Genomic DNA, 26420 nt, shown 5'->3' with positions numbered 1-26420 from the left:
CGGGCGCGGGCCGGCCACCCGCCGGGCGGGCGGGCATCATGCCGGGGTTCGGCCGCGGGGGCATGTTGCCCGGGTTCGGCCGCGGGCCACCGCGACCGGGCTCACCGGAGCGCTGCGGCGGGCGGGGCCCACCGGCCCCGGGGCCGGGACGCGGGGCGCCGCCCTGCTGACCGCCCTGGCCGCCGCCCTGCTGGCCACCCTGGGCGGGCGGCGGGCCGGGACGCGGCGCGGCCGGGCGCGGCGGGGCGCCGGAGCCGACGCCGAACGGGTTGTTGCCGACGCGCGGCTGGCGCGGGCCGGGCTTCGGGGCGCGCGGGGGCACGGTGCCGGCACCGGAACCGCCCGACGCGGCCGCGGGCTGATGCCGCGGGCCGTCCGGACGCGCGGCGGGCCGCTGGCCCTGACGCTCGCCGCCCTGCTGGGCACCCTGACGCTCGCCGCCCTGACGCTCGCCGCCCTGACGCTCGCCGCCCTGGCGCTCGCCGCCCTGCGGACCGCCCTGGGCGGGCCGCTGCGGCTGGGCGGGGCCGGGACGCGGACCCGGACGGGGGCCCGACTGACCCGGCTGGGCCGGGCGGGCGGGCGCCTCCGGGGACGCCGAGGCGGCCGGAGCCTCCGGGCGCTCCGCGGGGGTCTCCGGGTGGGAGGCCGGCGCGGGGCCGGGACGCGGACCCGGACGCGGGCCGGGACCGGGGGTGGGCGCGCCGGAGCGCGCCGGGCCGGGGGTCGGCGCAGAGCCCTGACCGGAGCCCGGGCCCTGGGCGGGCCCGGACGGCCGGGCGCCGGGGCGCGGGCCGGGGGCCTGCGACTGACCGGGACGGGGACGGCTGCCGCCGCCACCGGGGACCCCACGACGGGGGCCGCCACCGTTGCCGGCCATGGAGTCGCGCAGCTTGCGCGCGACCGGGGCCTCGACGGTGGAGGACGGGGACTTCACGTACTCCCCGAGATCCGCAAGCTTGCTCAGAACCTGCTTGCTGGAAATACCGAGCTCCTTCGCGAGCTCGTGCACGCGGGCCTTGCCTGCCACTGCTCTCCTATGTTTCCGAGAGGCCGGGCGGCAGGTGTCCGCTCGACCTCGAACCTAGAGTCGATGCACGTTCATGGTGCGATCTTCACGACTGGCTCATGACGGGTCGACCTTGTCTTCCGTGACTGACGGAACCGGGACTGTCCCGGCTCCCTCCTGTTGCCCCCCAGCGGGATCCGCCGCCTGAGCGGCGCTGATCCCGTCGAGGTACGACCTGACCGCGGTCACCGGCAGCGGACCCGGGACACGCAGTGCCCGCGGGAACGCCGATCGGCGCTCGGCCCGGTCGAGACACCCCGTGGCGGGATGCACCCAGGCACCCCGGCCGGGGAGGCGTCCGCGCGGATCCGGGACCAAGGCCCCGTCCACCGCGACGACGCGCAACAGACCGGTGGCCTGCTCCCGGGTGCGACACCCGACACAGGTGCGGACGGGTCCCTGCGCCCGGTTGCGGGCCGGGATCGAGTGTAGCGCGTCCTCCCTCAGCCGACCGACTCCGTCCCCGAGGTGCGCGCCACGGGGGACTCGTCCTCCGGGTCCGCGTCGATCTCGGTCCGGCCGGCCCGGGCGCGGGGGTCCGCGTCGCTGCGGATGTCGATCCGCCAGCCGGTCAGACGGGCTGCGAGCCGCGCGTTCTGCCCCTCCTTGCCGATCGCGAGGGACAGCTGGAAGTCCGGCACGACGACCCGCGCGGTACGCGTCCGGGCGTCGATCACCGTGACGGACACCACCTTCGAGGGCGAGAGCGCGTTGCCGACGAACGTCGCCGGGTCCTCCGACCAGTCGATGATGTCGATCTTCTCGTCGTGCAGCTCGCTCATGACGTTGCGCACCCGCTGGCCCATGGGGCCGATGCAGGCGCCCTTCGGGTTGACCCCGGCGACCTTGGACCGCACCGCGATCTTCGACCGGTGCCCCGCCTCGCGGGCGACGGCGACGATCTCCACCGACCCGTCGACCAGCTCGGGGACCTCCAGCGCGAACAGCTTGCGCACGAGGTTGGGATGCGTGCGGCTCAACGTGATCTGCGTGCCGCGCATTCCCCGGCTGACGCCGACGACGTAGCAGCGGATCCGGTCGCCGTGCTCGTAGCCCTCCCCCGGCACCTGCTCGGTCGGGGGCAGCACGCCCTCGGTCTGCCCCAGGGAGACGACGACCACACCGCGGGCGTTCGCGCGGGCGTCGCGCTGGATCACGCCGGAGACGATCTCGCCCTCCTGGGCGGCGTACTCGCCGTACGTGCGCTCGTGCTCGGCGTCCCGCAGCCGCTGCACGATGACCTGGCGCGCGGTCGTGGCGGCGATCCGGCCGAAGCCCTCGGGGGTGTCGTCCCACTCCTGGCCGGGCTCGCCGTCCTCGCCGATCTCGTGCGCCATGACCCGGACCAGCCCGGTCTTGCGGTCGATGTCGATCCGCGCGTGCGGCTGGTGGCCCTCGGTGTGCTTGTACGCCGTGAGCAGGGCGGTCTCGATGGCCTCGATGACCGTGTCGAACGGGATCTCCTTCTCCCGCTCGATGGCCCGCAGCGCCGCGATGTCGACGTTCATGCCTGCTCCTCGTTCCCCGGGTCCGCCCCGCCGGCCCCGTCGAGCGCCTCGACCTCCGCCTTCGGCGGCGCCTTGAACTCCACCTGCACCACGGCCCGGGTCACGTCCGCGTAGCGCAGCTCACGCGGGAGCGGCTTCTTCGCCCCCGCCTCCACCACGGTGACCGACTCCGGCCCCGCGCGCCCGACGCGCACCTCGAGCGTCTCGCCGCCGGCCAGCGTCACCCGGACCAGGCGCAGGTGCGCCCGCCGCCAGTGCAGCGGCCGGGTCAGCGGGCGGTCGATGCCGGGGGAAGTCACCTCGAGCGTGTACGAGCCCGCGATCAGGTGCTCGTGCCGATCCAGCTCCGCGGCCGCCGAGCGGCTCAGCCGGGCGATCGCGTCGAGCCCGACGGCGTTCTCCTCCGCGTCCTCGGGCACGTCGACGACCACCTTGACGGTGTGCTTGCGCCCGGCGGCCCGGACCTCGACGTCCTCGATCTCGAACCCGGCGTCCGCGACGACGGGTTCCAGCACACCGCGCAGCGTGCCGGTGAGCTGATCGGGGGCGGGGCTCGGCATGGATCTCCTTCGACGGCAGGGTCGGACGGCCGTCCAGCCTATCGCGGACGGCCGGAGGGACCGCCGGACCCGTACCCCCGCCGCCGCGGTGGTGGCTGGCAGGATGCCGGGCTGTGCACCCCGGCCCTCCGCTCCCCCCGGCAGCCGCGCGGCTGACCCGCCGGCGGGCGTTGGCACTGGGGCTGGCCGCGGGCGGGCTGGGCCTCGCCGCCCCGGTCCTCTCCGGGTGCGCGGTCGCGTCGTCCGACGACGGGCCGGACCCGTTGATCCCGCTGGTCACCCGGGCCCGGTCGGACGCCGACCTGGTCACCGCGGTGCTCGCCGCCGACCCGTCGCTGACCGGGCAGCTCGACCCGCTCCGCACCGCCCGATCCGACCACGCCACCGCGCTGGAGCAGGAGATCGCCCGGGTCGCCGGCACCACCACGCCCCTCCCCGCCCCCGCGCCGGCGACGTCCCGGGCGGGCGCGGACCTGAACGCCGTGCGTCAGGCGGTGGCCGACGCCGCGCGCGAGGCCGCGGGGCTCGTCAGCAGCGTCCCGACGGCGCGGGCCGGCCTCGTCGGCTCGGTGGCCGCCTGCTGCGCGGCCTACTCCGCGGTGCTGGGGGCGCCGCCGACCTCATGAGCGTCCCGATCGACGACGAGGCGGTCGCCGCCCTGCAGGGCGCCCTGGCCGCCGAACACGCCGCCCTGTGGTCCTACACGCTGATCCTCGCGTTCGTGCCCGCGGACCAGGCCGCGGTCGCGCGCCAGGACATCGCGGCGCACCGCACCCTGCGCAGCCAGATCGAGCAGACGCTCACGGACGTCGGGGCGCGGCCGGTGTCGGCGCAACCGGCGTACACCACCCCGGTCCCGGTCACGGACGTGCTGTCCGCCGGGCGGCTCGCGGTGACCGCGGAGGCCGACGCGCTCGCGGCCTGGCGGTCGGTGCTCGAGCACACCACCAACCAGCAGCTGCGGATCGCCGCGCTCAAGGCGCTGTCGGAGGGCACGGTCCGGGCCTCGCGCTGGCGCGCCGCCACGGGCACCACCCCCACCATCCCCTCCCTCCCCGGCATCGTCCGCTGAGGGTCCCCGCGAGTCGCGAGTTCCAGCACCGCGAGTCGGGAGTTCCAGCACCGCAAGTCGGGAGTTCCAGGGCACCGAGATGCACTTCCCGGGAGCTCCCGGATGTGGGGTTCGGTGACCCGAGAGTGCCGAGTCGCGGGGATCAGGTGAGGGCGGCGAGGGCGTGGTCGACGTCGTCGTCCGTGCTGTAGAGGCCGAAGGAGAGCCGGGCGCCGCCGCCGCGCGCGGTCGCGACGATCCCCGCGTCGGCGAGCCGCCGGGCCGCGTCGGGTACGGACACGTGCACGATCGCCGAGCCCGCCGGCCGGAGCCCGAGGCCGGCGCGGAACCGGTCGGCCAGCCCGACGCAGTGGGTACGGACCGCGGCGAGATCGAGCCCGGCGAGCCAACCGAGGGAGTCCGCGGCGCCGACGTGGCAGTACCAGGCGGGCGAGGTGTCCAGCCCGCGCGCCTCGGCGGCCAGCTTCGGCGGCAGCCCGGTGGTGCTGCCCCACGGATCCTCGGCGGCGTACCAGTTCGCGGCGTGCGGCACGAGCTCGAGGTCCGGGTGCACCGCCATCCAGGCGGCGCCGCGCGGGGCGAAGAGCCACTTGTAGCAGGCGCCCGCGACGGCGTCGGCCCAGCCGAGGTCGAGCGGCATCCAGCCGGCGGCCTGGGTGACGTCGAGCAGCACCCGGGTGCCCGACGCGCGGGCGGCGCGCAGGGCGTCGAGGTCGGCCAGGCGGCCGTCGAGGGACTGGACCACGCTGACCGCGACGACGTCGGCCTCCGGCGCCCGCTCCCCCAGCTCCTCGAGCGGCACCTCGGTGACCGTGATCCCGCGGCCCTGCACGGCGAACGGGTAGCTGACGCTGCTGAACTCGCCGTCGGCGACGAGGACCCGCGCACCGTCCGGGGTCGCCGCGGCGACGAGCCCGACCAGCGGGGACACCGAGCCCGCGACGGCGACGCGGTCGGCGCCGACCCCCACGAGGCGGCCGAAGGCGTCGCGGGCCCGGGCCACCACGCCGTCGAAGTCCGTCGCCCGGCCGGTCCCGTGCCGCCAGGCGTCGAGGGCGCGGTCGACGGCGTCGGCCGTCTCGCGCGGCGGGACCCCCACGCTCGCGGTGTTGAGGTAGCCGTCGGGCACGTCGAAGATCCGTCCGAACGCCTCGCGCACGCCTCGACCCTACGACGGCCGCTCCCCGCTGTCCCGGATCTCCCGACTCGCGCTGCCGAATCTCCCGACTCGCGCTGCCGAATCTCCCGACTCGCGCTGCCGGATCTCCCGACTCGCGGGGGTCTCGGCGCGACTCGCGGAGCCGGGCGGAGGGGGCTCTCCTAGGGTCGGGGAATGCACACCGAGCTGATCGAGGTCCGCACCGGCGGCGAGGAGCGGGTCGTCGACCTGACCTCGCGGATCGCCGACCACCTGCGCTCCGTCGACGCCCGGGAGGGCCTGCTCAACGTCTGGGTGCCGCACGCCACCGCGGGCGTCGCTGTGATCGAGACCGGCGCCGGCAGCGACACCGACCTGCTCACCGCGCTGCGCGACCTCCTGCCGGCGGACGACCGCTGGACCCACCGCCACGGCAGCCACGGGCACGGCCGCGACCACGTGCTCCCGGCGATCGTCGCGCCCTCGATGTCCGTGCCCGTGATCGACGGCGAACTCGCCCTCGGCACCTGGCAGTCGGTGTGCCTGGTGGACACGAACGTCGACAACGCGGTGCGCTCGGTCCGGCTGTCGTTCCTGCCCGGCTGACCGGGATCAGAGGTCGCGGACCGTGCGGACGGCGGCGGCGAGGCCGGTCGCGGGGCGCAGCTCGCGAAGCCGGTGGATCGCTGCGACCTCGCCCTGACGCAGCTTGACCTCGCGGATCTCGGCGATCTCGTCCTCGTCGAGGTCGACGGGCAGGTGGGCGAGGGTGATGCGGCGCAACGGCTCCACCATGAGCAGCGCCGCCGCGGCCACGACCCCGGCCGCGGTGTAGGCGCCCCCGAGGACCAGGACGAGCGCCGCCAGCAACCCGACCACCGGGATCGCCCAGAGCAGCCAGGGCATCCGCCGCCGCAGCACCTCCACCACGTCCACGCCGGAAGGACACCACACCCCGGCCACGGCCGCCATCATGATCAGCTGCGCAGGCCCGCGCTAGTCTCCGCGGCGTGGACAGACCGGACGGGTCGGACGAGCCCCGCCAGCCCGCGGACACCCCGGAGCCCACCGCAGCCCCGGATGCCGGAGAGACCCCGAAGGCCCCCGGCGACGCCGCCACGACCGCTCCGAGGGACGCCGCCCCCGAGGCCTGCGAGGAGAGCGCCGGCGGCCGCAGCGGCTCCGAGGACGGCACCGCCGGCCGCACCACATCCGAGGAGGGCGCAGGCGGCCACACGGGCTCCGACGACGGCCCCGGCCGCCGCACCGGCTCCGCGGACGCCACCGTCGTCGTCCCGACCGCCCCGGCCCCGCCGACGCAGACCGGCATCCCCACTGCCGACGCCACGGAGACCGGCCGCCCCGTGCTCGCCGCCTCCGACGCCCCCCAGTACCCCGGCCAGCGCTACCCGGCCGTCCCCGGGCGTGAGGGCGAGCCCGAGATCCCGGGCGAGCAGCCCTGGGGCCCACCGCCCGGCCACGCCTGGTCCCCACCCTCCGTCGAGCGGCGGGAACAGCGCACCGGTCGCTGGATCGCCGGCCTCTCCGCCGTGATCGTGCTGGCCCTCGCCGCGATCGGCGGCGGCGCCTGGTTCCTCGTCACCGCGCTCTCCGGGCCGACCGTCCCGGCGGGCTACCGGCCCGTCGACACGCCCTACCTCACCTACGCCGTCCCCGGCGACTGGACGCCGCTCGACGACGTCGCCGCCCGCGGCCTCGGCGTCGCCTTCACCGGCGGCGCCGACGCGCCGGGCTACGTCTGTCGCGGCGACCCCTACAAGCGCGGCACCGCGACCAGCGCGCTCGTCCAGGCGCCCGACGACCCCGCGACGCTCGCCCGGCGCTTCGCGGCCGAGTTCGGCCGCTCCTTCTACACCAGCACCGCGGGCCAGGGCCCGCGCGTGACGCTGAGCGAGCCCCGGACCGTGGAGATCGGCGACGCGACCGGGGTCGTCGTCGAGGCCGTCTCCACCACCCCGGTCGACGACGGCTGCCTCGCCACCGGCGGCCGCACCCAGGTGCTCGCCGTGCCGGTGGCGGGCGGCACCGCGCTCCTGGTCGCGAACGCCGACACCACGGGCGGTCCGGCGACGCCCCCGTTGGTCCCGCCCTCGACCGTCGAGGACGTCATCGGCAGCGCCGCGCTCCCCCGATGAGATCGTCCCGGTAACACCGCCGCGCGTCCGCCCGAGATCGCGTGCGGTGGTGACGGTCCGGTCTCGGACGGGCCGGTCCGGGTCCTGCGGCGGCTACCGTGACGCGACCGCGGGGTGTGAAGGGGGCACGGTGCAGGGCACGACGTTCGGCCCCTACACGATCGAGGAACTGCTCGGCCGCGGCGGCATGGGCGAGGTCTACCGCGCCTTCGACACCGACACCGACCGCGAGGTCGCGCTCAAGGTCCTGCCGCCCGCCCTGGCCGGCGACGCCGAGTACACCGAGCGCTTCCGCCGCGAGTGCCGGGCGGCGGCGCGGCTGCGCGAACCGCACATCGTCCCCATCCACCGTTTCGGCGAGATCGACGGCCGGCTCTACCTGGACATGCGCCTGGTCGAGGGCTCCGATCTCGGGTCCTGGCTGGCGGCGCACGGCCCGCTCTCCCCCGCCGCGGCCGTCGCGGTGGTCTCGCAGATCGCGAGCGCCCTCGACGCCGCGCACGCGGAGGGGATGGTGCACCGGGACGTCAAGCCGTCGAACATCCTGCTCGCCGGGGCCGGCGACGAGCACGAGGTCGACCCGGGCGAGGTGTTCGCCTACCTCTTCGACTTCGGCATCGCCAGCTCCACCGCGGCCGGCGAGGGCGGTGAGCAGCTCACCCGCAGCGGCACGGTCCCCGGCTCGGTCGCCTACCTCGCGCCGGAGCGGTTCCACGGGGTGCCGGCCGACCGCCGGGTGGACGTCTACGCCCTGGCCTGCGTGCTGCACCAGGCGTTGTCCGGGCGGCAGCCCTTCACCGGCGACCTGCCCACGCTGATGCACGCGCACCTCGCGGTCCCGCCGCCCCCGATCGGCCGGCCGGACGTGCCGTCGGCGCTCGACGAGGTCGTCGCGCGCGGGATGGCGAAGGACCCCGACCAACGATTTCCGACGGCCGGCACGCTGGCCGCGGCGGCCCGCGCGGCCCTGGGGACCTCGGCCGGCTCCGTGCCGACCGCACCGCCGCCACCGACCGGGGAGCCTCGGACGTCGACCTTCGGCTCCGGTCCGCCCACCCCCGCCTGGAGCGACCCGCGCCAGACGCCCTCGGGCCCGCCGGCGCCCGCCTGGAGCGACCCGCGGCAGGCGCCGGCCGGGATGGCCGCGGGCTGGTCGTCGGCGCCGGACACGATGGTCGGACAGGCGTGGCAGGCCCCGCGGCCGCGGAAGCGGACCTCCCGGGCGGCGATCGCGGCCGTCGTGGCCGGGGTGCTGATCGTGCTCGGTGGGCTGGCCACCGCGGGCGTGCTGCTAATGCGCGGCGCCGGATCCACCCCGGCCCCCACCCCGACCGCGGCCCCGCCGACCACCGCTCCGACACCGCATAGCGTGGCCCCGACCGTCGCCGCGGGCTCGGGTGACGCCGCCCTGTTCGCCGACCTGCCCGCGGGGTTCTCCACCAGCAACTGCACGGCCGACGCGGGCACCGCCGGCACCATCGGCGCGGTGTCCTACCTGGAGTGCGAGAACGGCCCCGCCGACGGCCCGGACGGCGGCACCTTCACCCGGTACGACCAGCAGAGCCGGCTCGACGAGGGCTTCGACGGCGCCGCGCGGTCGGCGAACGTCCCGCTCGTGGAGAACGGGCAGCACTCGAGCTGCAAGACCGGGACCACGATCGCGACCGGGTACAGCCAGAACGATGCGTTCGCCGGCCGCGTGGGCTGCTACGTCGACGCCGCGAGCGGGGCGGCGTACCTGTTCTGGGCGGACAACGCCGCCCTCGCCTTCGGCTACCTGCGCCGCAGCGACGGCGACATGACCGTCCTCTACGACTGGTGGAGCGCCCACGACTTCAAGGCGCCGGGCCGCTAGCCAACCTGCGACAGCTCCACCATCTCCTCGCGCGGCACGACCTTGATCCGCTCGCGGCCCCGCTCCTCGCCGAGCCCGCGCTCGTGCTTGTCCAGCTGCAGCCAGCCGTCCCACGTCGTGTAGCGGACGCCGCGCTCCTCCAGCAGCTCCACGACGGCGGCCGGGTCCGGCACGGGGGCCGGGTCGAGGTCGTCGGCGTCGGCCAGGAGGCTGCCGACGGTCTCCAGCGCGCAGCCCTTGGTGTGCCCGATCAGCCCGACGGGGCCGCGCTTGATCCAGCCGCAGGCGTACACGCCGGGGACCTGCTGGCCGTCGAAGTCCAGGACCCGGCCCGCGGCGTGCGGCAGCCTGCCGGACAGCGCGTCGAACGGCAGCTCGGGCAGCTCGGAGCCGATGTACCCGACGGCCCGGTACAGGGCCTGCAGCGGGTGGTCGGTGAACACGCCGGTGCCGCGCACGCTGCCACCGCCGTCGAGCTCCATCCGCTCGGTGCGCAGCCCGGTGACGTGGTCGGTGCCGAGGACCGCGACCGGCGCGGCCAGGAAGTGCAGGTGCAGCCGACGGAGCGCGGGGTCGTCGGCCGGCCGGCGGTCGCGCAGCGCCCAGTCCTGCAGGGTCCTCACGACCATCTGGGTCTGTTTGCTCTCGCGCAGGGCGGCGAGCGACCCCTCGTCGAACTCGACGTCCTCCGCGTCGACGACGACCTCGACGCCCGGGACGTGGTCCAGCTCGCGCAGCTCCATCGGCGTGAAGCGGGCCTGGGCGAGGCCGCGGCGGGCGAAGACGTGCACGTCCGTGGCCCGGTTCGCCGCGAGGCCGCGGTGCACGTTGTCGGGGATCTCGGTGACGAGCATGTCCTCGGCCTGCTTGGCCAGCACCCGGGCGACGTCGAGGGCGACGTTGCCGGCCCCGATCACGCCGACGTGCCGCGCCTCGAGCGACCAGTCGCGCGGGACGTCCGGGTGCCCGTCGAACCACTTCACGAACTCGGCGGCGCCGTGGCTGCCGGGCAGGTCGATGCCGGGGATGTCGAGGTCGCGGTCCCGCTCGCAGCCGGTGGCGACGACGACGGCGTCGTACAGGGTCCGGACGTCGGCGAGCAGCAGGTCGCGCCCGTACGCGACGTTGCCGAACAGCCGGACCGCCGGGTTGTCGAGCACCCGGTGCAGCGCGTGCACGATCTGCTTGATCCGCGGGTGGTCCGGCGCGACCCCGTAGCGGACCAGGCCGAAGGGCGCGGGCAGCCGGTCGAACAGGTCGACGGTGCAGGGCGTGCCGGATTTCATCAGCGTGTCGGCCGCGTAGATCCCGGCCGGACCGGCCCCGACGACTGCGATCCGCAGCTCACGCCCCATACCCACTCCTCGCTCGTGTCGATCAACTCCGACCGTAGCGAAGAAAGGTGAGCCTTACCTAAGACTGTGTGGTCCGTCATGGCCCCCCGGGAGCTCCGGATCACGGACGTCCCCTGCTTCTGTGAGGACGTGCGCCGGCGGTCGCCCGGCACGCCGCACAGATCTACGACGCGCTCGGGCTGTCGCCCGGCCTCGACGACCACCGCCGGGTCCTCGCGGTGGTCCGCTTCCTGGGTGGCTAGCTGCGGACCAGGGCCGCGAGCGCCTCGCCGGCACCCTCGCGCGCGATCTCCGAGCGCTCGCCGGTGCGGCGGTCCTTGACCTCGAGCTTCCCCTCGGCCAGGCCCCGCCCCACGACGACGATCGTGGGCACGCCGATCAGCTCGGCGTCGGCGAACTTCACGCCCGGGCTGGCCTTGCGGTCGTCGAGGATCACCTGCAGGCCCGCGGCCTCGAGCTCGGCGGCGACGGCCTCGCCGCCCTCGAGCAGCTCCGCGCTCTTGCCGGCGACCACCACGTGCACGTCGAACGGGGCCACCGCGCGCGGCCACACCAGGCCGGACCCGTCGTGGCTCTGCTCGGCGATCGCCGCGACCAGCCGCGAGACGCCGATCCCGTAGGAGCCCATGGTGATCCGGACGGGCTTGGAGTCCGGGCCGAGGGCGTCGAGGGCGAAGGCGTCGGCGTACTTGCGACCGAGCTGGAAGATGTGCCCGATCTCGATGCCGCGCGCGGCCTCCAGCACCCCGGTGCCGTCCGGCGACGGGTCGCCGGCGCGGACCTCGGCGGCCTCGATGGTGCCGTCGGGGGTGAAGTCCCGGCCCGCCACGAGGTCGACGACGTGGTGGTCGAGCTTGTCCGCGCCCGTCACCCAGGCCGTGCCGGTGACGATCCGGGGGTCGACGAGGTACCTCACGCCGTTGGTCTGCAGCGACTCCGGGCCGATGTAGCCCTTGACCAGGAACGGGTTGGCCGCGAAGTCCTTCTCCTCCAGCAGCGCCACCTCGGCCGGCTCCAACGAGGCCTCGAGGCGCTTCATGTCGACCTCGCGGTCCCCGGGCACGCCGATCCCGAGCAGCTCCCACTCGGCCGCGCCGGGCTGCTTCGTCTTGACCAGCACGTTCTTCAGCGTGTCCGCCGCGGTGAACTTCCGGTCCGTGTGCGCGTTGAGGTAGTCGACGAGCGTCTCGATCGTCGGGGTGTCCGGCGTGTGGTGGACGACGGCGGCGGGCTTGTCCTCGACCGGCAGCGCGGGCGGCGCGGGCGTGGTCACGGCCTCGACGTTCGCTGCGTACCCGCCGGGGCCGCGCACGAAGGTGTCCTCGCCGGTCTCCGACTCGGCCAGGAACTCCTCCGACGCCGACCCGCCCATCGCGCCCGAGGTCGCGGCAACGATGACGTACTCGAGCCCGAGCCGGTCGAAGATCGTGATGTACGCCTCGCGGTGCTTGGCGTAGGACTCGGACAGCCCCTCGTCGGACAGGTCGAAGGAGTACGAGTCCTTCATGAGGAACTCGCGTCCGCGCAGGATGCCCGCGCGGGGCCGCTCCTCGTCCCGGTACTTGGTCTGGATCTGGTACAGGATGACCGGGTAGTCCTTGTACGAGGAGTACTCGCCCTTGACCGCGAGCGTGAACAGCTCCTCGTGGGTGGGGCCGAGCAGGTAGTCGCCGCCCTTGCGGTCCTTGAGCCGGAACAGGTTCGGCCCGTACTCGGTCCAGCGGTTCGTGGCCTCGTAGGGCTCGCGGGGCAGCAGCGCGGGGAACTGGATCTCCTGGGCGCCCATGGCGTCCATCTCCTCGCGCACGATGTTCTCGACGCGCCGCAGCACCTTGAGCCCGAGCGGCAGCCAGGAGTAGACGCCCGGGGCCACGCGGCGGACGTAGCCCGCGCGGACCAGCAGCTTGTGGCTGGGCACCTCCGCGTCGGCCGGGTCCTCGCGGAGGGTGCGGAGGAACAGCGACGACATCCTGGTCAACACGCTGAGCAGGGTACTGAGCGTGTCTCGGGCGGCTCATCCCGGTTCCGCCATCTCAGAGTGAGACCTCCGCGGACCACCCGGCACGCGTTCTGATGATCCGGCAAGGCCGCGACGACGGCGTCCGGCCCCCGCCGAGAAGGACGGTGTGCACATGACCGCGACCGCGGAACGCGCCGAGAAGACCGGGCCGGCCGACCGGCCCTCCGCCGAGGACCTCGTCGCCCGCGCGGAGGCCCTGGTGCCCGTGCTGCGCGAGCGGGCGCAGCACTGCGAGGAGCTGCGCCGGATCCCCGACGAGACGATGGCCGACCTGACCGACGCCGGCCTGTTCGACCTGGTCGCGCCGCGCAGCCTCGGCGGGTACGGCTACGGGATGCGCGAGTTCGGCACGATCACCCGGATCCTCGCGCAGGGCTGCGCCTCCACGGCCTGGGTCTACTCCTTCCTCGTGGTGCACAACGTGTCGCTGGTGCAGGACACCCCGCACCTCCTGCACGGCAAGGCGTTCGCGTCGTGCGCGCTGTCGGCGGGGTTCCAGGCCACCCCGTCCGGCACGGCGGTCCCGGTCGAGGGCGGCTGGCGACTCACCGGGAAGTGGCCCTTCGCCAGCGGCATCATGAACTCGGAGTACTCGCTGCTCATCACCACCGAGGACCGCGGCGACGGCACCGAGCCCGGGCTGCTCGGCCTGGTCGTCGACGTCGCGGACGTGACGATCCACGACGTCTGGCACATGTCCGGGATGAAGGGCACGGGCTCGAACACGTTCTCCTGCGAGGACCTCTTCGTGCCCGCCGACCGGCAGTGGACCGTGTTCGGGCAGGAGCCGATCCACCCGCTCGACCACGGCGACGACCGGCCGCTCGAGGGCTTCTCCATGATCCGGATGTTCGACGTGCTCCTGGCCGCCGTCGCGGTCGGCAGCGCGGAGGCCTGCCTGGCCGACTACAAGCAGCGGATCCTGACCCGCACGGTCGGGTTCGGGCTCGGTCCGCAGCGCGAGCACCGCGAGGCGTGGGTGCGCTACGGCGACGCGGTCACCCGCACCCGGATCGCCCGCCTGGTCTGGGACGAGACCCACCGCGTGGTCACGGAGCTGGCCGACGCCGGCGACAAGGCGTCCCTGGAGCAGGCCTGCGAGCTCCGCATGGCGTCGCCCGCGATCTGCCGGCTCGCCCGCGAGGCGATCGACACCATGCTCGACGGCGCCGGGTCCAGCGTGAACGAGCTCCGCAGCCCCTTCCAGCGCTACAAGCGCGACGTCGACACCCTCAAGAGCCACTCCTACCTGCACTGGGACGGCGCCGCCGTCACCGCAGGCGCGGCGCTCCTCGGCGTGACCGACGAGCCCGACGGCCTCCTGCTGGTCTGAGCTGCGGTGCGCGGTCAGTGGTGCTCCGGCACCACTGACCGCGTACGAGCCGCTAGGCCGTGTCTCTCAACCTGGCGCCGCCGGGCCCGGTGATCCACGTTGTTCCCGCCAAGGCCGCCGGGCCGCCCTCATACCGGGGCGTATTCGGGTGGCCCAGCAACGCCGGCGGGGACGGCGTGGGCGCCGGGAGCGGTGGTGGCGGGTTGGGAGACACGGCCTAGGCGATACCGAAGCGGCGGATCTTGCGGTAGATCGTCGCCCGGGAGATGCCCAGGTCGATGGCGGCGCGGTCCTTGTTGCCGCCGGCCTTGTCCAGGGCCGCCACGATCGCGTCCCGCTCGGTGCTCTCCAGGCGGGCGAGCGGACGGGTGCGCGGGCCGGCCCGGTAGCCCTCGGGCAGGTGCCGGACGCCGATGTCGAAGTGCATCGCCGAGACCATCGCGCCGGCCAGGACCCGGCGCAGCTCGCGGACGTTGCCGGGCCAGGGATGGGCGCGCAGCGCGGTCAGGGCCTGCGCGGTGCACCGCGGCCGCGGTCCGTCCGCGGGGGCGAGCTCGCCGAGCAGCTCGTCCACCAGGCCGGGCAGGTCGGCCGCGCGGTCGCGCAGCGGCGGCACCGCGAGCGCGCCCCGGGCCTCGTCGAGCAGCCCGCCGGGGAGCCCGTCCGGTCTGGTCGCCGTCAGGACGACCCGGGCCTCGGCCGCGCCGACCAGGGCGGTCAGCGCGCCGTCGCCGTCGAGCTCCTCGGCCCGGCGCAGCACCACGGTCGCCTTCGGGTCGGCCAGGACCTGCGCCAGGTCCGCGGGCCGGCCCGCACGGCAGTCGACGACCGTCCAGGGACCGCCGCCCGCCCGCTCGTGCAGCCACCGTGCCAGCCGGGTCTTGCCGACGCCCGGTTCGCCGTGCAGCAGCAACGGCCCGCCCAGCTCGGCGAGCCGGCGGGTGCGGCGTTGCAGCTGCGCCCACGTCGAGCCCGATCCGCCGCCCGCGGCCCGGCCGTCCGCCGGGACCATGGTGACCACGACCCCGGCGGGCCAGGGTCCGCCCGCGTCGACCGGCGCGCAGCGGGCGTCGACCACGACGTCGCGGGTGAGGGTGAGCCGCCCGGTGATCTCCCGGCCCGAGGCCACCGCGCCCCGGGCCCAGTCCCACAGCAGGGCGTGGTCGGCCGGCTCGAACAGCTGGGCGGCCGCCGAGTTGGTGAAGAGGAACTCCTCGTTGAGCGAGGCGACGGCCACGCTGCGGCGGCGCCGGGAGCGCGCGACGAACTCCTCGAACAGGGCCCGCTCGTGCACGGTCGCCTGCTCCCGCAGCCGCACCTCGATCTCCCGGACCGCCTCGGTGAGCAGGGGCAGCAGGATCTCGTTGGTGTCCCGGGAGGCGCAGGTGAGGTCGAGGACGCCCTCGAGCCGCCGGGACAGCGGGTCCAGGATCGGCACGCCGACGCAGGTGAAGTCCTGCATCGCGTCCTGGTAGTGCTCACCGCCGACGATCAGCGTCGGGCGCCGCTCCTCGACCACGGTGCCGAGCCCGTTGGTGCCCACCCGCTCCTCGCCGAGGCAGCAGCCGGGCGAGGCGGAGATGGCGTCGAGCCCGGCGAAGAGGGCCGCCCGCCCGGCGCCCCGCCACAGGATCCAGGCCTGCGCGTCGGCCAGCACCACGGCGGTCGACGTCCCCGCCAGCTGGGCCACGAGCCGGTCCAGCACCGGCTCGGCCGCGCGCAGCAGCCGGGGCGTGCCGGAGCGGTCCGGGTCGGCGGGGCCGGTCGGCATCCGGCCGGGGTCCACGCCGGAGAGCAGCGAGCGCCGCCAGGACGCCGCGATCTCGGGGCGGACAAGCTCCTCCGACGCCGCGCCGGGGTCACCGGGGCCGGACAGGAGCCGCTCCCGGGCCCGGCGGATCAGCCGCTGGCCCTCCGGGCTCCAGCGCGCCGGCCCCGACCGCTGCCGGCCGTGCACGACCACGCCTGTGGACGACGACTGCACCATCCGACCTCCTCGTCGGCATGCCCCGATCGTCCGACCCTGCCTGTCGAACGGTCGTCAGGGCAAGGCCTGACGACCGTTCGGCCAGGATCGGGCTCAGCCGCCCGCGGCCTCCCGGCGTTGGCGGGTGGTGCGGTGCTCGGTCTCGGTGTCGAACTTCGGGATGACGTGGTCGCCCATGAGCTTCAGCATGCGCAGGGTCTCCTCGCGGCTCTTCACGCCGCGCAGCATGAGGAACTGGTCGGCCCCGGTGGCCTCCCACCGGCGCAGCTGGGCGATCACGTCGTCGGGGTCGCCGACGATCGCCGCGCCCAGGTCGAGGAACCCGTCGAGGGCCTCCTCGGTGAGCTCGGGGAGCACCTCGGGCCACACCGGGAACCCCTCCGGCCGCGGGAAGGTGTCGTGGTACCGGAAGACCTGCGACATCTGGTAGTTGTTGCCGCCGTTCAGGAAGTCCCGGCGGGCCGTCTCCCGGTCCTCGGCGATCGAGTTGAAGCCGTTGGCCACGATCAGGTTGTCGTTGACCCAGGCGCCGATCGGGTCGTCGCAGCGCGCGACGGCGTCCTTGTAGGCCTTGATCGCCACCTCGGTCTTCGGGATCTCGTCGAGCGAGAAGCCGAGCGCGCCCATGCCGCGGCGGCCGCACATCTCGAAGCTGGAGGTGTTGCCCGCGGCGTACCAGATCGCCGGGTGCAGCGGCCCGTACGGCTTCGGCAGGACCCGCCGCGCCGGCATGTCCCAGTACTTCCCGGAGAAGCCGGGGTACTCGTCCTGCATCCACATCTTCGCGAACTCGGGCACCGTCTCGAAGAAGATGTCCTTGGTCTCGTTCACGTCCGTGACGCCGGTGTGGAAGCCCTTCACCTCGTGGCTGCCGGCACCGCGGCCGACCCCGAACTCGAAGCGCCCCTCGGTGAGGTGGTCGAGCATCGCGACCCGCTCCGCCACCGCCGCCGGGTGGTGCACGCGGGGCAGCGGGTTGAAGATCCCGGAGCCCACGTGGGCGCGGGTGGTGAGCGCCCCCAGCGCGCCGAGGAACACGTCGTTCGACGAGATGTGGCTGTACTCGTCGAGGAAGTGGTGCTCGGAGATCCAGATGTACTTGAACCCGGCCTGCTCGGCGGCCAGGCACAGCTCCAGGTCGTCCATGAGGACGCGGTGCTCCGCGTCCGGGTCGGTGCGCCGGTCGGCGGGCAGGTAGCCCTGGGTCAGGAAGCCGAACTCCATCGTCGCCGCCCCCTCAGACCGTCGCCGTGCTGCGGACGTGAGCCCGGACGAAGGCGCCGATCCGGTCGACCGCCGCGGCGCCCTCGGGGAGCCGGTCGGCGAACATCTGGAACACGTGCACCATCTCGTACCCGACCTGCAGGAACGCCTCGCCGCCCGCGCGGAGCACGCCGTCGGCGATCCGCACGGCGTCGTCCTCGAGGACCTCGCTGCTGCCCACCTGGACCAGCAGCGGCGGCAGCCCGGCCAGGTTGCCCAGCAGCGGCGACGCCCGGTGGTCGGCCGGGTCCACACCCTGCAGGTAGCCCTGCTGCATCTCGGTGAGCACGGCCCGGCTCACGAGCGGGTCGACGGCCTCCCGGCCGGTCATGGAGTCGCCGGCGAGCGTGAGGTCGGCCCAGGGCGACATCAGGACACCGGCCGCCGGGAGCGGGTCGCCCGCGTCGCGCGCCGCGGCGAGGACCGCGAGGGCCAGGCCGCCGCCGGCCGAGTCGCCCGAGACCACGAGCGAGGCCGGGTCGACGCCGTCGGCGAGCATCCCGCGGTAGGCGGCGACGCCGTCGTCGTGGGCGGCCGGGAAGGCGTGCTCCGGGGCGAGCCGGTAGTCGGCGAGGAAGACCCGGGCCCCGGCGGCCCGCGCGATCCGGGACCCCAGGTCGCGGTGGCTGGTCGGCGAGCCGATCAGGTAGCCGCCCGCGTGGAAGTGCAGGATCGTCGCCTCGCCGCTCTCCGGGACCTCCACCCACGTGCCGCGCACGCCGCCGACGACGCCCTCGGTGAGTGTCGCGTCGGCGGGCGGTTCGGGGCACATGCCGTCGAACCCCGTCCGCATCTCCTCGAGGGTCGCGTCCTCCCGCAGCCAGCCCGCGTAGGCCGCCGCGGCCATGTCGTTCACCCGTGCCGAGACCATCGCTCCTCCGTCGGTCGTGATCATCGGGGCGGGCCGCGCCGCCCGCGCCACCGTGGAGATCACCAGCCCGCGGGTCGTCGCGGAGGTCTCAGTTCCGAGACCGGCCGGTCTCAGAGTGAGACCTCCGGGGTGCCGAGCCGGTTGCCTAGCGTCGGGGCGGGGACCGGCGGCGTGGCCGGTCCCGGGAACCGATCGGGACGGTGGTGCACCCATGGGACGGATGGACGGCAAGGTCGCGCTGGTCACCGGGGCGGCGCGCGGGCAGGGCCGCTCGCACGCGCTGCGGCTGGCCGAGGAGGGTGCGGAGATCGTCGCCGTCGACCTCTGCGCGCAGATCGAGACCGTGCCCTACGGGATGTCGAAGCCGGAGGACCTCGCCGAGACGGCGAAGCTGATCGAGGAGCTGGACCGCCGGGTCCTCACCCGGGAGGCCGACGTCCGCGACTCCGCCGCGCTCGACGCCGCGGTGCAGGCGGGCCTCTCGGAGTTCGGGCACATCGACGTGGTCTGCGCCAACGCCGGCATCTTCAGCTACGCGCCGTCGTGGGAGATGACGGACCAGATGTGGGACGAGATGCTGGCGGTCAACGTCACGGGCGTGTGGCGGACGCTCAAGGCGGTGCTGCCGTCGATGATCGAGCGCGGGCAGGGCGGGTCGCTCGTGCTCACCAGCTCCACGGCGGGGCTGCGCGGCTTCGGCAACATGGTCCACTACACGGCCGCCAAGCACGGCGTCGTCGGGATCATGCGGACGATGGTCCAGGAGGTCTCGCAGTACGGGATCCGGTGCAACACGGTGCACCCCACCGCCGTCGACACCGACATGATCCAGAACGAGCCGATGTACAAGCTGTTCCTGCCGGACGTGAAGCCCGAGGAGCTGACCCGCGAGCGGTACGGCGAGGCCTTCCAGGCGCTGCACACGATGCCGCACCCCTGGGTCGATGCGCGCGACATCTCCAACGCCGTGCTCTGGCTGGCCTCCGACGAGTCCCGCTACGTGACCGGCCAAACCCTCGCCGTCGACCTCGGGTTCCTCGAGAAGGTGTAGTGCAGCTCCGCTGCCCGTGCGCGGTAAGTGGTGCTCCGGCACCACTTACCGCGCACAGCGGAATGGAAGGCCCGGGCGGCGGGTTGGGCCGGACATGACCGCGGCCACAGATTTCGACCCGCACGCCCTGCTCGCCGAGAGCCGTCTCGCCGTGCTCGCCACGATCAACAAGGACGGGGTGCCCCAGCTCTCGCCGGTGACACCCTTCTACGACCGCGAGGCGGGCACCATCTCGGTGTCGATGACGGAGGGCCGGGCCAAGACGGCGAACCTGCGCCGCGACCCGCGGGCGGCGCTCGAGGTGACCAGTCCCGACGGCTGGGGCTGGGCCACCGCGGAGGGCCCGGTGACGCTGACCGGGCCGGGCGCGAGCCCCGACTCCCCCGAGGTCGAGGCGCTCGTCGAGTACTACCGCCGCGCCGCCGGCGAGCATCCGGACTGGACGGAGTACCGGGAGACCATGGTCGCGGACCGCCGCGTGCTCATGACCATGACGGTCGAACGGGTCTACGGGGCCCGCATCCGGTAACCCGACCCGGGAACTTTCCTCCACCGGGGAGTGAACCGCGTGTCGCACCCTCGGAACTCCTCGCTCTTCGTGGTCACATGCCCCCGGAACACGGTCTCCGGGGGGAGCGGACATGCGGGTGGGGATGCTGTCGACCACGGTCGGGCGACTGCTCGTCACGGTCGGTGCCGGGCTGGTCCTGCTGGCGCCGGCGGCGAGTGCCGAACCCCTGCCACCGCCGCCGGACCAGCCCGAGCGGATCGTCGAGTCGCTCTCCGAGGCCGTCGAGGTCGCCCCGGGCGTCACGCACCGGGACATCACCACGACCACCGCCGCCGGGAACGTCATGGGCGACGTCGTCGAGGTCGACCTCACCACGCCGGGGGTGCGGGCCGACCTGCTCACCCCCGGCGCCGTCGCCGCCCGGGCGCCGATCAAGGGCATGGCCGACGGCAGCGGTGCCGTCGCCGGGATCAACGGCGACTTCTTCGACATCGGCCGCACGAGCGCGCCGGCCGGGCCGGCCGTGCAGGACGGCCGGTTCCTCAAGGCCGCGGTGCCGCAGGGCCGCCGCGCCGCGCCCGCGGTGCCGGGCGCCGAGATGGACTACGTGTTCGCGGTCGGCACCGACGGGGTCGCCCGGGTCGATCGGCTGCCGCTGCGGGGCGAGGTCCGGCGCACCGGGATCGAGCGGGTGTCCTACCCGGACCGGACCGAACAGGACTCCCTGCCGATCGTCGCGCTCAACCAGCACGCGGTCCCGGTGAACGGGATCGGGGTGTTCACCTCGGACTGGGGCGACGTCGACCGCGCCCGCACGCTCTGCGGCTCCGACACCGACCGGGACGCCCCGTGCGCCGCCGACCAGGCCGAGGTGGTGGTCCGCGACGGCGCCGTGACCGCGGTCCGCGCACCCGGGGCGGGCCGGCTGCCCGCGGAGGAGACCGCGCTGGTCGGCCGCGAGCAGGGCGCGGCGGCACTGCGCGGCCTGGAGGTCGGCGACCGGGTGACCGTGGACTACGCGCTGGTGCCCGCGAGCGGGGTCGCGCCGCGGATGGCCGTGGGCGGCAGCCCGATACTCCGCGACGCCGCCCCCACGGAGCGGCTCGACGACAGCGCCCGGGCTCCGCGCAGCGGCGCCGGGGTGACCGCAGACGGGCGGCGGATGTTCCTGGTGACGGTCGACGGCCGGCAGTCCGACAGCGTCGGCGCGACCCTCCTGCAGTTCTCGAACCTGCTGCGCGAGCTGGGGCTCGACGACGCCGTCAACCTCGACGGCGGCGGCTCCTCCACCCTCGCCTACCGCGACGGCGGCGCCCCGGCGACGACGATCGTGAACGACCCGTCGGACCCCTCGCCGCGCCTGGTGCCCAACGGGATCGGGATCTACGCGGGGTAGTCTCGGGACCGGACGTTCCGGACCGAGGAGCCCGCGTGCACCGCACCCGTCCCCGCAGTTCGTGCCGCCGCACCGGGCGGGCGATCGCCGCCCTGATCGCGCTCGCCCTGGCCGCCGTCGCGGTCGTCGCGCTGGTGCGGTTCGACGCGGTCGACCGGTTCCGCGAGCGGGTCGCCCCGCAGCCCTCCCCCGGATGCGTCGCCGACGACCCGACCGGCGACGGCTGCCTCACCCCGGCCGCGCTCGCCCTGCACGACCGGGCGGTGGCGGAGTTCGGCGACCGGTTGCGCGGCACCACCTGCTGGAGCGCGCACGAGTGGAACCCCTCCAGCGACCACCCGCAGGGCCGGGCCTGCGACTTCTTCCCCACCCGGGCCGGCACCTTCCCCGAGGGCGCCGAGCTGGACACCGGGTGGGCGGTCGCGAAGTGGCTGCGGGACCACGCCGAGGAGCTCGACGTCCGGTACGTCATCTGGCAGGGCCGGATCTGGTACCGCAGCGCGTTCTTCGCCGACGAGGACGGGTGGGGCCGCCCGTACAACGGCGGCGGCGTCTACGACCCGTCCGACGCCACCGGCGGCCACTTCGACCACGTGCACGTCTCCGTGCGACGGTAGCCGGGTGACCGCCTGGCTGAGCTGGTCCTGCGGGAAGGACGCCGCGTACGCGCTGGGTCTCCGCAGCGACGTCACCGGCCTGTTCACCACGGTGGCGGCCGGCCGGGTCCCGGTGCACGGCGTGCCGCGGGAGCTGGTCGAGGCGCAGGCCGGCTCGCTCGGGCTGCCGCTGCACGTCGTCGAGCTGCCGTGGCCGTGCCCGAACGAGGAGTACGAACGCCGGACGGCCGCGGCGCTCGCCGCCGCCCGCGCGGCCGGGGCGGACACCGTCGTCTACGGCGACCTGTTTCTCGCCGACATCCGCGCCTATCGCGAGCGCACCCTGGCCGGCACCGGCCTGACGCCGGAGTTCCCGTTGTGGGGCAGGCCGACCGGCGCGCTGGCCCGGGACATGATCGCGGCCGGGCTGCGCGCCGTCGTCGTCTCCGTGGACCCGGCCCGGATGCCGGCGGAGCTGGCCGGGAAGGCGTTCGACGAGGAGTTCCTGGCCGCCCTGCCCGAGGGCGTCGACCCGTGCGGGGAGAACGGCGAGTTCCACACCTTCGTCTCGGACGGCCCGGGCTTCCGCTCCCCCGTGCCGGTCGAGGTGGGCGACGTCGGGGAGCGCGACGGGATGGCGGTCGCGGAGCTCGGGCTCAGTCGATCGGCGTGACCTCCCCCGGGCGCAGCCAGCGCACCCGGTCCCGCACGTCGGCGGCGGTGGCGAACGCCCGCTCCGCCTCCGCCCGGCCCTCCCGGAAGTGCGACCAGCCCTCGTAGTGCACCGGGACCGCCACGCGGGGCTGCAGCGCCCGGCACAGCGCGACGGCCTGCTCCCCGGTCATGCTGTACCGCAGCGGCCCGGTCACCGGGAACCGCACGCAGCCGAGGTGCAGGACCGCGACGTCGACCGCCAGCCGCCGGACCACCTCGCGGGTGCCGCGGAAGGGCACGGTGTCCCCGGAGATCCACAGCAGGCCGTCCGGGAGCGCGAGCGCGAAGCCGATCACCGCGCCCGCCACCGGCCGGCTCAGCGGCGGGCCGTGCCGGCAGGGGGTGGCGGTGAGCTCCACGTCCCCGATCCGGGTCGACGCCCACGGCGCCAGCCCGCGGACCGCGCCGCCCAGCCGCCGCGCACCGGGCACCGTGGTGACGACGGTGCCCACCCCGCCGAGCAGCGCGCGGCCGCGGTCGTCGAGGTTGTCGGCGTGGTGGTCGTGGCTGAGCAGGACCGCGTCGATCGGCCCCAGCTCGTCCGGGTCGAGGGCCGGACCGGCCAGCTTGCGCGACGACGTCCCCCAGCCGAACCCGTACCGCCGGCCGGGCGGGTCGAAGGTCGGGTCGGTGAGGATCCGCAGGCCGGCGGCCTCGACCAGCAGGGTCGGGCCGCCGACGTGCGTCAGCCGCAGGTCAGGCACGGGCGTTGCGCAACGCCCAGGCCAGGACGTAGTCGGCGACGTCCTCCCAGCCCGGCGCCGCGGGCAGCAGGTGCGGCATCCCGCTGAACTCGACCACCCGGGTCAGGGTCTTCGCCGAGCGGTAGTGCCTCGCGTTCGACCACTGCACCTTCGGCGGCATGATGTTGTCCTCGCTGCCCGCGACGAACAGCAGCGGCGCGCGGTCGTCGTTGGTGTAGTCGACCCACGTGCCCTGGTGACCGGGGATCAGGTTCGCCAGCGCGCTCTCGAACAGGATGTGTCCGGACACCGGGACGGCATAGCGCTCGTAGAGCGCCCGGGCCTCGGCCTCGGGGAAGGTGTTGGTGAAGGCGTAGTTCCACTGCTCGAAGTCGTAGTGGACGGCCTTGTTCCGGTTGGCCGGGTTCTTCAGCACCGGGAACGTGGACCTCACCTGGCTCACCGGTACCACCGGCACGCCCTCCGTGGGCGCCGAGTTCAGTGCCACGCCCGCGGCGCCGTACCCCTTGTCCATCAGCAGCTGGGTGAACACCCCGCCGGCGGAGTGCCCGATCAGGATCGGGGGCGTGTCGAGCGCCTGCACCACGGACTCCAGGTGCTCGACGATGCCGGGGATGGTGATCGCCTCGACGGGCGCGGGGTCGGCGTTGAGCGCCTCCACCTCCACCTCGAAGCCGGGGTAGCCGGGGGCGAGCACGCGGAACCCGCGCTTCTCGTAGTGCGCGACCCAGTGCTCCCAGCTGCGCGGGGTCACCCAGAAACCGTGGATCAGGACGATGGTGTCGGTCATGCGGAGAGCTCCCGGCAGAAGGTCAGCAGGTCGGTGGACAGCCGCTGGGCGTGGGTGTCGGTGATGCCGTGCGGGGCGCCGGGATAGACCGTCAGCGTCGCCCCCTTGACCCGGTCCGCGGACGCCCGGCCGCCGACGTCGACGGGCACGACCTGGTCGTCGTCGCCGTGGATCACCAGGGTCGGCAGGCCCGCGTCGCTCACCGCGTCGAGGTCCGGCCGGAAGTCGGTGGCCGAGAAGGCGGCGATGCACTCGAGGGCGTTGCGGTGCCCGGACTGCATGCCCTGCAGCCAGAACGCGTCCCGGACGCCCTGCGACGGCGCCTGCCCCGGCCGGTTGCCGCCGAAGAACGGGCCGTCGGCGAGGTCGCGGTAGGTCTGGCTGCGGTCGGCGAGACTGCCGCGGCGGATCTCGTCGAACACCTCGATCGGCACGCCGCCGGGGTTGTCGTCCGTGCGCAGCATGAAGGGCGGCACGGCGGACACCAGCACCAGCCCGCGGACCCGGGCGGTCCCGTGCCGGCCGACGTAGCGTGCGACCTCGCCGCCGCCGGTGGAGAACCCGACGAGCACGACGCCCCGGAGGTCCAGGGTGTCGAGCAGGCAGGCGAGGTCGTCGGCGTAGGTGTCCATGTCGTTGCCGTGCCAGGTCTGCGTCGACCGCCCGTGGCCCCGGCGGTCGTGGGCGATCGCGCGGAGCCCGTTGGCGGCGAGGAAGAGCTGCTGGGCCTGCCAGCTGTCCGCCTGCAGCGGCCAGCCGTGCGCGAGGACGACGGGTGGTCCCTCGCCCCAGTCCTTGTAGAAGATCTCCGCCCCGTCGGGCGTGGTCACGGTCGGCATCGGGCGGCTCCTCGGATCGGGCTCCGGTCGGCGGACCCACCGTGGCCGCCGCGCCCACGTGCCCGAATCACGTGGGATGCGTAGTCCAGGCCGTGGTCCCGTCCGTGGTCCCGTGCGCGGCCCCCTCCGGGGGGCCGAGCCGGGCCGCGAGCTGCCGGCGGTCGGCCACGGCGAGCTTCCGGAAGACCTTGCGCAGGTGGTAGTCGACGGTGTGCCGGGACAGCGTGAGCCGCGCGGCGAACCCGGCCGCGCCCAGGGCGTCGAACGCCTCCGCCGCGGCCCGCAGCTCGGCCCGGGCGTCCCGGCGGCGCCTCCCGCGGCGCAGCCACTCGCCGTACAGCAGCCGGGTACGGGCCAGCTCGCCCGCGGCCAGGCTCCGCTGCAGGCGCCGGGCCGACTCCCGGAAGGCCGCCTCGACGGCGTCGGGCGCCGTGCCCCGCTCGCGCGCGGCGACGAGGGCCCGGGCCCGCGCCGCGAGCCCGCGCGCCAGGTCGGTGCCGCTCGCCTCGGCGATCGCTTCCAGGTCCGCGGCCGCCGCGGCCGCCTCCGCGGACCTCCCGGCCAACGCTGCGGCCTCGGCGAGGTCACCCAGGACCAGGTTGCCGACCTGCAGGAACCGGGCCTCGCGGATGCCCGTGGCGACCTCGTGGGCGGCGGTGACGCGTCCGTCGGCGAGGTCGAGCACCACGCGGGCGTGGTCCGCGATCGTCCCCATCCCGATCATCCCGATGCCACGGGCGAACGCGCCGGCGGCGGCCAGCTCGGCACGCAGGTCGGCGGACCCGCCGGCGCCTTCCCACGCCCGGCACGTCACGTTCGTGTGGACGGCCTCGACCACCGGGGAGAGCCCGATCGCCCGGCCGGCCGCGCGGGACTCGTCGAGCAGCGCGTTCGCGGTGCGCGGCAGCCCCAGGGCCGCCGCGGTCTGCGAGTGCATCCACAGCACCGAGTGCAGGACCTGCAGCGCGCCGACCCGCCGGGCCTCCTCGGCGGCGCGGCGCAGGAGGCGGTCGCGCGCCGCGTCGTCGAACAGGGCGGTGGTCACCGCGACGCCGATCACGACGTGCCGCAGCGCCGCCCCGGGTCCGGCGGCGAGCAACGCCCCGCCGGCACGGCGCAGCGCCCCGACGGCCTCCGGGTAGGGCCGCAGGGCCAGCGTCGCCATCGCGCGGAGCAGCAGTCCGGGCAGCTCCGGCCCCGCCGGGGTGCTGCGCAGGGCCCGCGCCGCCAGCTCGGCCGTCGTCGTGCCGAGGACCTCGTGCTCGACGGTGAGCAGCAGCTCGACGGCCCGCAGCAGGGCAGCGACCTCACCGTCGGGATCCACCTCGGCGAAGGCGTCGGCCGCCGCCAGGCAGACCGCGGGCGCCGCCCGCACCCGGTCCGCGACCCCCGACACCAGCCGGACCTCCGCCCGGGCCAGCAGCGCCCGGCCGCGGCGCGCGCCCGTGAGCTCCTCGACGGGCAGCGCCTCGACGATCTCCCCGGCCCGCACCGGGTACCCGGCCGCGGTGAGCGACTCGGCGGCGTCGAGCAGCCGGTCGGTCCGGCGCGGACCCTCCGGGGTCAGCTCCGCGGCGCGCTGCAGGAAGCGGGCGCGGGGGGGGGGGGCCCCCGCGCCCCCCCCCCCCCCCC

At 75.1% G+C, this 26420-nt stretch carries 25 protein-coding genes and 1 pseudogene; 11 read left to right on the top strand and 15 right to left on the bottom strand.

Going from position 1 to position 26420, the window contains the following annotated elements; genetic code table 11:
- The 4 genes from AB0B41_RS34335 to rimP all read right to left on the bottom strand — a co-directional run.
- Window positions 1-1030, bottom strand: a 1030-nt coding sequence (locus tag AB0B41_RS34335; RefSeq protein WP_358210823.1) for a translation initiation factor IF-2 N-terminal domain-containing protein, incomplete at its 3' end; no start/stop codon positions are given.
- A 96-nt stretch (window positions 1031-1126) separates the two neighbouring features.
- Window positions 1127-1492: a YlxR family protein gene (locus AB0B41_RS34330; RefSeq protein WP_358210825.1), complete on the bottom strand. Its 366-nt coding sequence runs from the start codon at window positions 1490-1492 to the stop codon at window positions 1127-1129.
- A gap of 20 nt (window positions 1493-1512) precedes the next feature.
- Window positions 1513-2577, bottom strand: coding sequence for a transcription termination factor NusA (gene nusA, locus AB0B41_RS34325; protein WP_358210821.1), 1065 nt, complete (start codon window positions 2575-2577; stop codon window positions 1513-1515).
- On the bottom strand, window positions 2574-3137 hold the full coding sequence (rimP, locus tag AB0B41_RS34320; protein WP_358210819.1) for a ribosome maturation factor RimP: 564 nt from the start codon (window positions 3135-3137) through the stop codon (window positions 2574-2576). Before rimP ends, nusA begins: the two co-directional genes overlap by 4 nt.
- A gap of 113 nt (window positions 3138-3250) precedes the next feature.
- Here rimP and AB0B41_RS34315 point away from each other — a divergent pair, with 113 nt between their 5' ends.
- On the top strand, window positions 3251-3763 hold the full coding sequence (locus AB0B41_RS34315) for a hypothetical protein (RefSeq protein ID WP_358210817.1): 513 nt from the start codon (window positions 3251-3253) through the stop codon (window positions 3761-3763).
- Window positions 3760-4209, top strand: coding sequence for a ferritin-like domain-containing protein (locus AB0B41_RS34310; RefSeq protein ID WP_358210816.1), 450 nt, complete (start codon window positions 3760-3762; stop codon window positions 4207-4209). Before AB0B41_RS34315 ends, AB0B41_RS34310 begins: the two co-directional genes overlap by 4 nt.
- A 142-nt stretch (window positions 4210-4351) precedes the next feature.
- On the opposite strand, the gene AB0B41_RS34305 is transcribed toward AB0B41_RS34310, so the two are convergent.
- Complete coding sequence (locus AB0B41_RS34305) at window positions 4352-5368, bottom strand: aminotransferase (RefSeq protein WP_358210814.1); 1017 nt, start codon at window positions 5366-5368, stop codon at window positions 4352-4354.
- A 174-nt stretch (window positions 5369-5542) separates the two neighbouring features.
- Here AB0B41_RS34305 and AB0B41_RS34300 point away from each other — a divergent pair, with 174 nt between their 5' ends.
- Window positions 5543-5953, top strand: a complete 411-nt coding sequence (locus AB0B41_RS34300) for a secondary thiamine-phosphate synthase enzyme YjbQ (RefSeq protein ID WP_358210812.1) — start codon at window positions 5543-5545, stop codon at window positions 5951-5953.
- A gap of 6 nt (window positions 5954-5959) precedes the next feature.
- On the opposite strand, the gene AB0B41_RS34295 is transcribed toward AB0B41_RS34300, so the two are convergent.
- Window positions 5960-6283 carry a hypothetical protein gene (locus AB0B41_RS34295; RefSeq protein WP_358210811.1) on the bottom strand — a complete coding sequence of 108 codons (324 nt, stop codon included), beginning with the start codon at window positions 6281-6283 and terminating at the stop codon, window positions 5960-5962.
- 74 nt (window positions 6284-6357) lie between these two features.
- Here AB0B41_RS34295 and AB0B41_RS34290 point away from each other — a divergent pair, with 74 nt between their 5' ends.
- Both AB0B41_RS34290 and AB0B41_RS34285 read left to right on the top strand, forming a co-directional pair.
- Window positions 6358-7503, top strand: a complete 1146-nt coding sequence (locus AB0B41_RS34290) for a hypothetical protein (protein WP_358210809.1) — start codon at window positions 6358-6360, stop codon at window positions 7501-7503.
- 130 nt (window positions 7504-7633) lie between these two features.
- Window positions 7634-9358 (top strand): protein kinase, encoded by a 1725-nt coding sequence (locus AB0B41_RS34285; RefSeq protein WP_358210807.1) that lies wholly within the window; start codon window positions 7634-7636, stop codon window positions 9356-9358.
- Here the strand turns inward: AB0B41_RS34285 and AB0B41_RS34280 are convergent.
- Entirely contained in the window at window positions 9355-10713 is a 1359-nt protein-coding gene (locus tag AB0B41_RS34280; protein WP_358210805.1) for an FAD-dependent oxidoreductase, read from the bottom strand. The genes AB0B41_RS34285 and AB0B41_RS34280 overlap by 4 nt on opposite strands.
- 238 nt (window positions 10714-10951) lie before the next feature.
- Window positions 10952-12694, bottom strand: a complete 1743-nt coding sequence (locus AB0B41_RS34275) for a proline--tRNA ligase (protein ID WP_358210803.1) — start codon at window positions 12692-12694, stop codon at window positions 10952-10954.
- A 151-nt stretch (window positions 12695-12845) separates the two neighbouring features.
- Here AB0B41_RS34275 and AB0B41_RS34270 point away from each other — a divergent pair, with 151 nt between their 5' ends.
- Complete coding sequence (locus tag AB0B41_RS34270) at window positions 12846-14066, top strand: acyl-CoA dehydrogenase family protein (protein WP_358210801.1); 1221 nt, start codon at window positions 12846-12848, stop codon at window positions 14064-14066.
- A 217-nt stretch (window positions 14067-14283) separates the two neighbouring features.
- Here AB0B41_RS34270 and AB0B41_RS34265 read toward each other — a convergent pair whose 3' ends face one another.
- The 3 genes from AB0B41_RS34265 to AB0B41_RS34255 all read right to left on the bottom strand — a co-directional run bounded on the left by AB0B41_RS34265 (window position 14284) and on the right by AB0B41_RS34255 (window position 18250).
- Window positions 14284-16053 carry a helix-turn-helix domain-containing protein gene (locus AB0B41_RS34265; RefSeq protein WP_358210799.1) on the bottom strand — a complete coding sequence of 590 codons (1770 nt, stop codon included), beginning with the start codon at window positions 16051-16053 and terminating at the stop codon, window positions 14284-14286.
- A 93-nt stretch (window positions 16054-16146) separates the two neighbouring features.
- Entirely contained in the window at window positions 16147-17277 is a 1131-nt protein-coding gene (locus AB0B41_RS34260; RefSeq protein WP_358210797.1) for an LLM class flavin-dependent oxidoreductase, read from the bottom strand.
- A gap of 13 nt (window positions 17278-17290) precedes the next feature.
- A complete protein-coding gene (locus AB0B41_RS34255; protein WP_358210795.1) occupies window positions 17291-18250 on the bottom strand; it encodes an alpha/beta hydrolase in 960 nt (319 codons plus the stop codon).
- Between the two features lie 148 nt (window positions 18251-18398).
- Between AB0B41_RS34255 and AB0B41_RS34250 the strand changes: the two genes are divergently transcribed.
- The 5 genes from AB0B41_RS34250 to AB0B41_RS34230 all read left to right on the top strand — a co-directional run bounded on the left by AB0B41_RS34250 (window position 18399) and on the right by AB0B41_RS34230 (window position 22414).
- A complete protein-coding gene (locus AB0B41_RS34250) occupies window positions 18399-19238 on the top strand; it encodes a mycofactocin-coupled SDR family oxidoreductase (RefSeq protein ID WP_358210793.1) in 840 nt (279 codons plus the stop codon).
- A gap of 94 nt (window positions 19239-19332) precedes the next feature.
- Window positions 19333-19767, top strand: coding sequence for a PPOX class F420-dependent oxidoreductase (locus AB0B41_RS34245; RefSeq protein WP_358210791.1), 435 nt, complete (start codon window positions 19333-19335; stop codon window positions 19765-19767).
- 112 nt (window positions 19768-19879) lie between these two features.
- Window positions 19880-21145 carry a phosphodiester glycosidase family protein gene (locus tag AB0B41_RS34240; protein WP_358210789.1) on the top strand — a complete coding sequence of 422 codons (1266 nt, stop codon included), beginning with the start codon at window positions 19880-19882 and terminating at the stop codon, window positions 21143-21145.
- Window positions 21146-21180: 35 nt separating this feature from the next.
- Window positions 21181-21762, top strand: a complete 582-nt coding sequence (locus tag AB0B41_RS34235) for a hypothetical protein (RefSeq protein WP_358210787.1) — start codon at window positions 21181-21183, stop codon at window positions 21760-21762.
- A gap of 4 nt (window positions 21763-21766) precedes the next feature.
- Complete coding sequence (locus tag AB0B41_RS34230) at window positions 21767-22414, top strand: ATP-binding protein (protein ID WP_358210785.1); 648 nt, start codon at window positions 21767-21769, stop codon at window positions 22412-22414.
- Here the strand turns inward: AB0B41_RS34230 and AB0B41_RS34225 are convergent.
- From AB0B41_RS34225 to AB0B41_RS34210, 4 genes and pseudogenes are all read right to left on the bottom strand, one after another.
- Window positions 22398-23159 (bottom strand): MBL fold metallo-hydrolase, encoded by a 762-nt coding sequence (locus AB0B41_RS34225; protein WP_358210783.1) that lies wholly within the window; start codon window positions 23157-23159, stop codon window positions 22398-22400. The two genes, AB0B41_RS34230 and AB0B41_RS34225, sit on opposite strands and share 17 nt — an antisense overlap.
- Window positions 23152-23949: an alpha/beta hydrolase gene (locus AB0B41_RS34220; protein ID WP_358210781.1), complete on the bottom strand. Its 798-nt coding sequence runs from the start codon at window positions 23947-23949 to the stop codon at window positions 23152-23154. The genes AB0B41_RS34225 and AB0B41_RS34220 overlap by 8 nt, the downstream gene beginning before the upstream one ends.
- Window positions 23946-24788 carry an alpha/beta hydrolase gene (locus tag AB0B41_RS34215; RefSeq protein WP_358210779.1) on the bottom strand — a complete coding sequence of 281 codons (843 nt, stop codon included), beginning with the start codon at window positions 24786-24788 and terminating at the stop codon, window positions 23946-23948. The genes AB0B41_RS34220 and AB0B41_RS34215 overlap by 4 nt, the downstream gene beginning before the upstream one ends.
- Before the next feature lie 67 nt (window positions 24789-24855).
- A pseudogene (locus AB0B41_RS34210) lies at window positions 24856-26420 on the bottom strand (hypothetical protein); the annotation flags it as partial.

Origin of the sequence: Pseudonocardia sp. NPDC049154 (assembly GCF_040648315.1) — a bacterium.
Classification (GTDB): domain Bacteria; phylum Actinomycetota; class Actinomycetes; order Mycobacteriales; family Pseudonocardiaceae; genus Pseudonocardia.
Note: the sequence above shows the minus strand (reverse complement) of the source record. Positions and strands in the feature narration are given on the sequence as shown.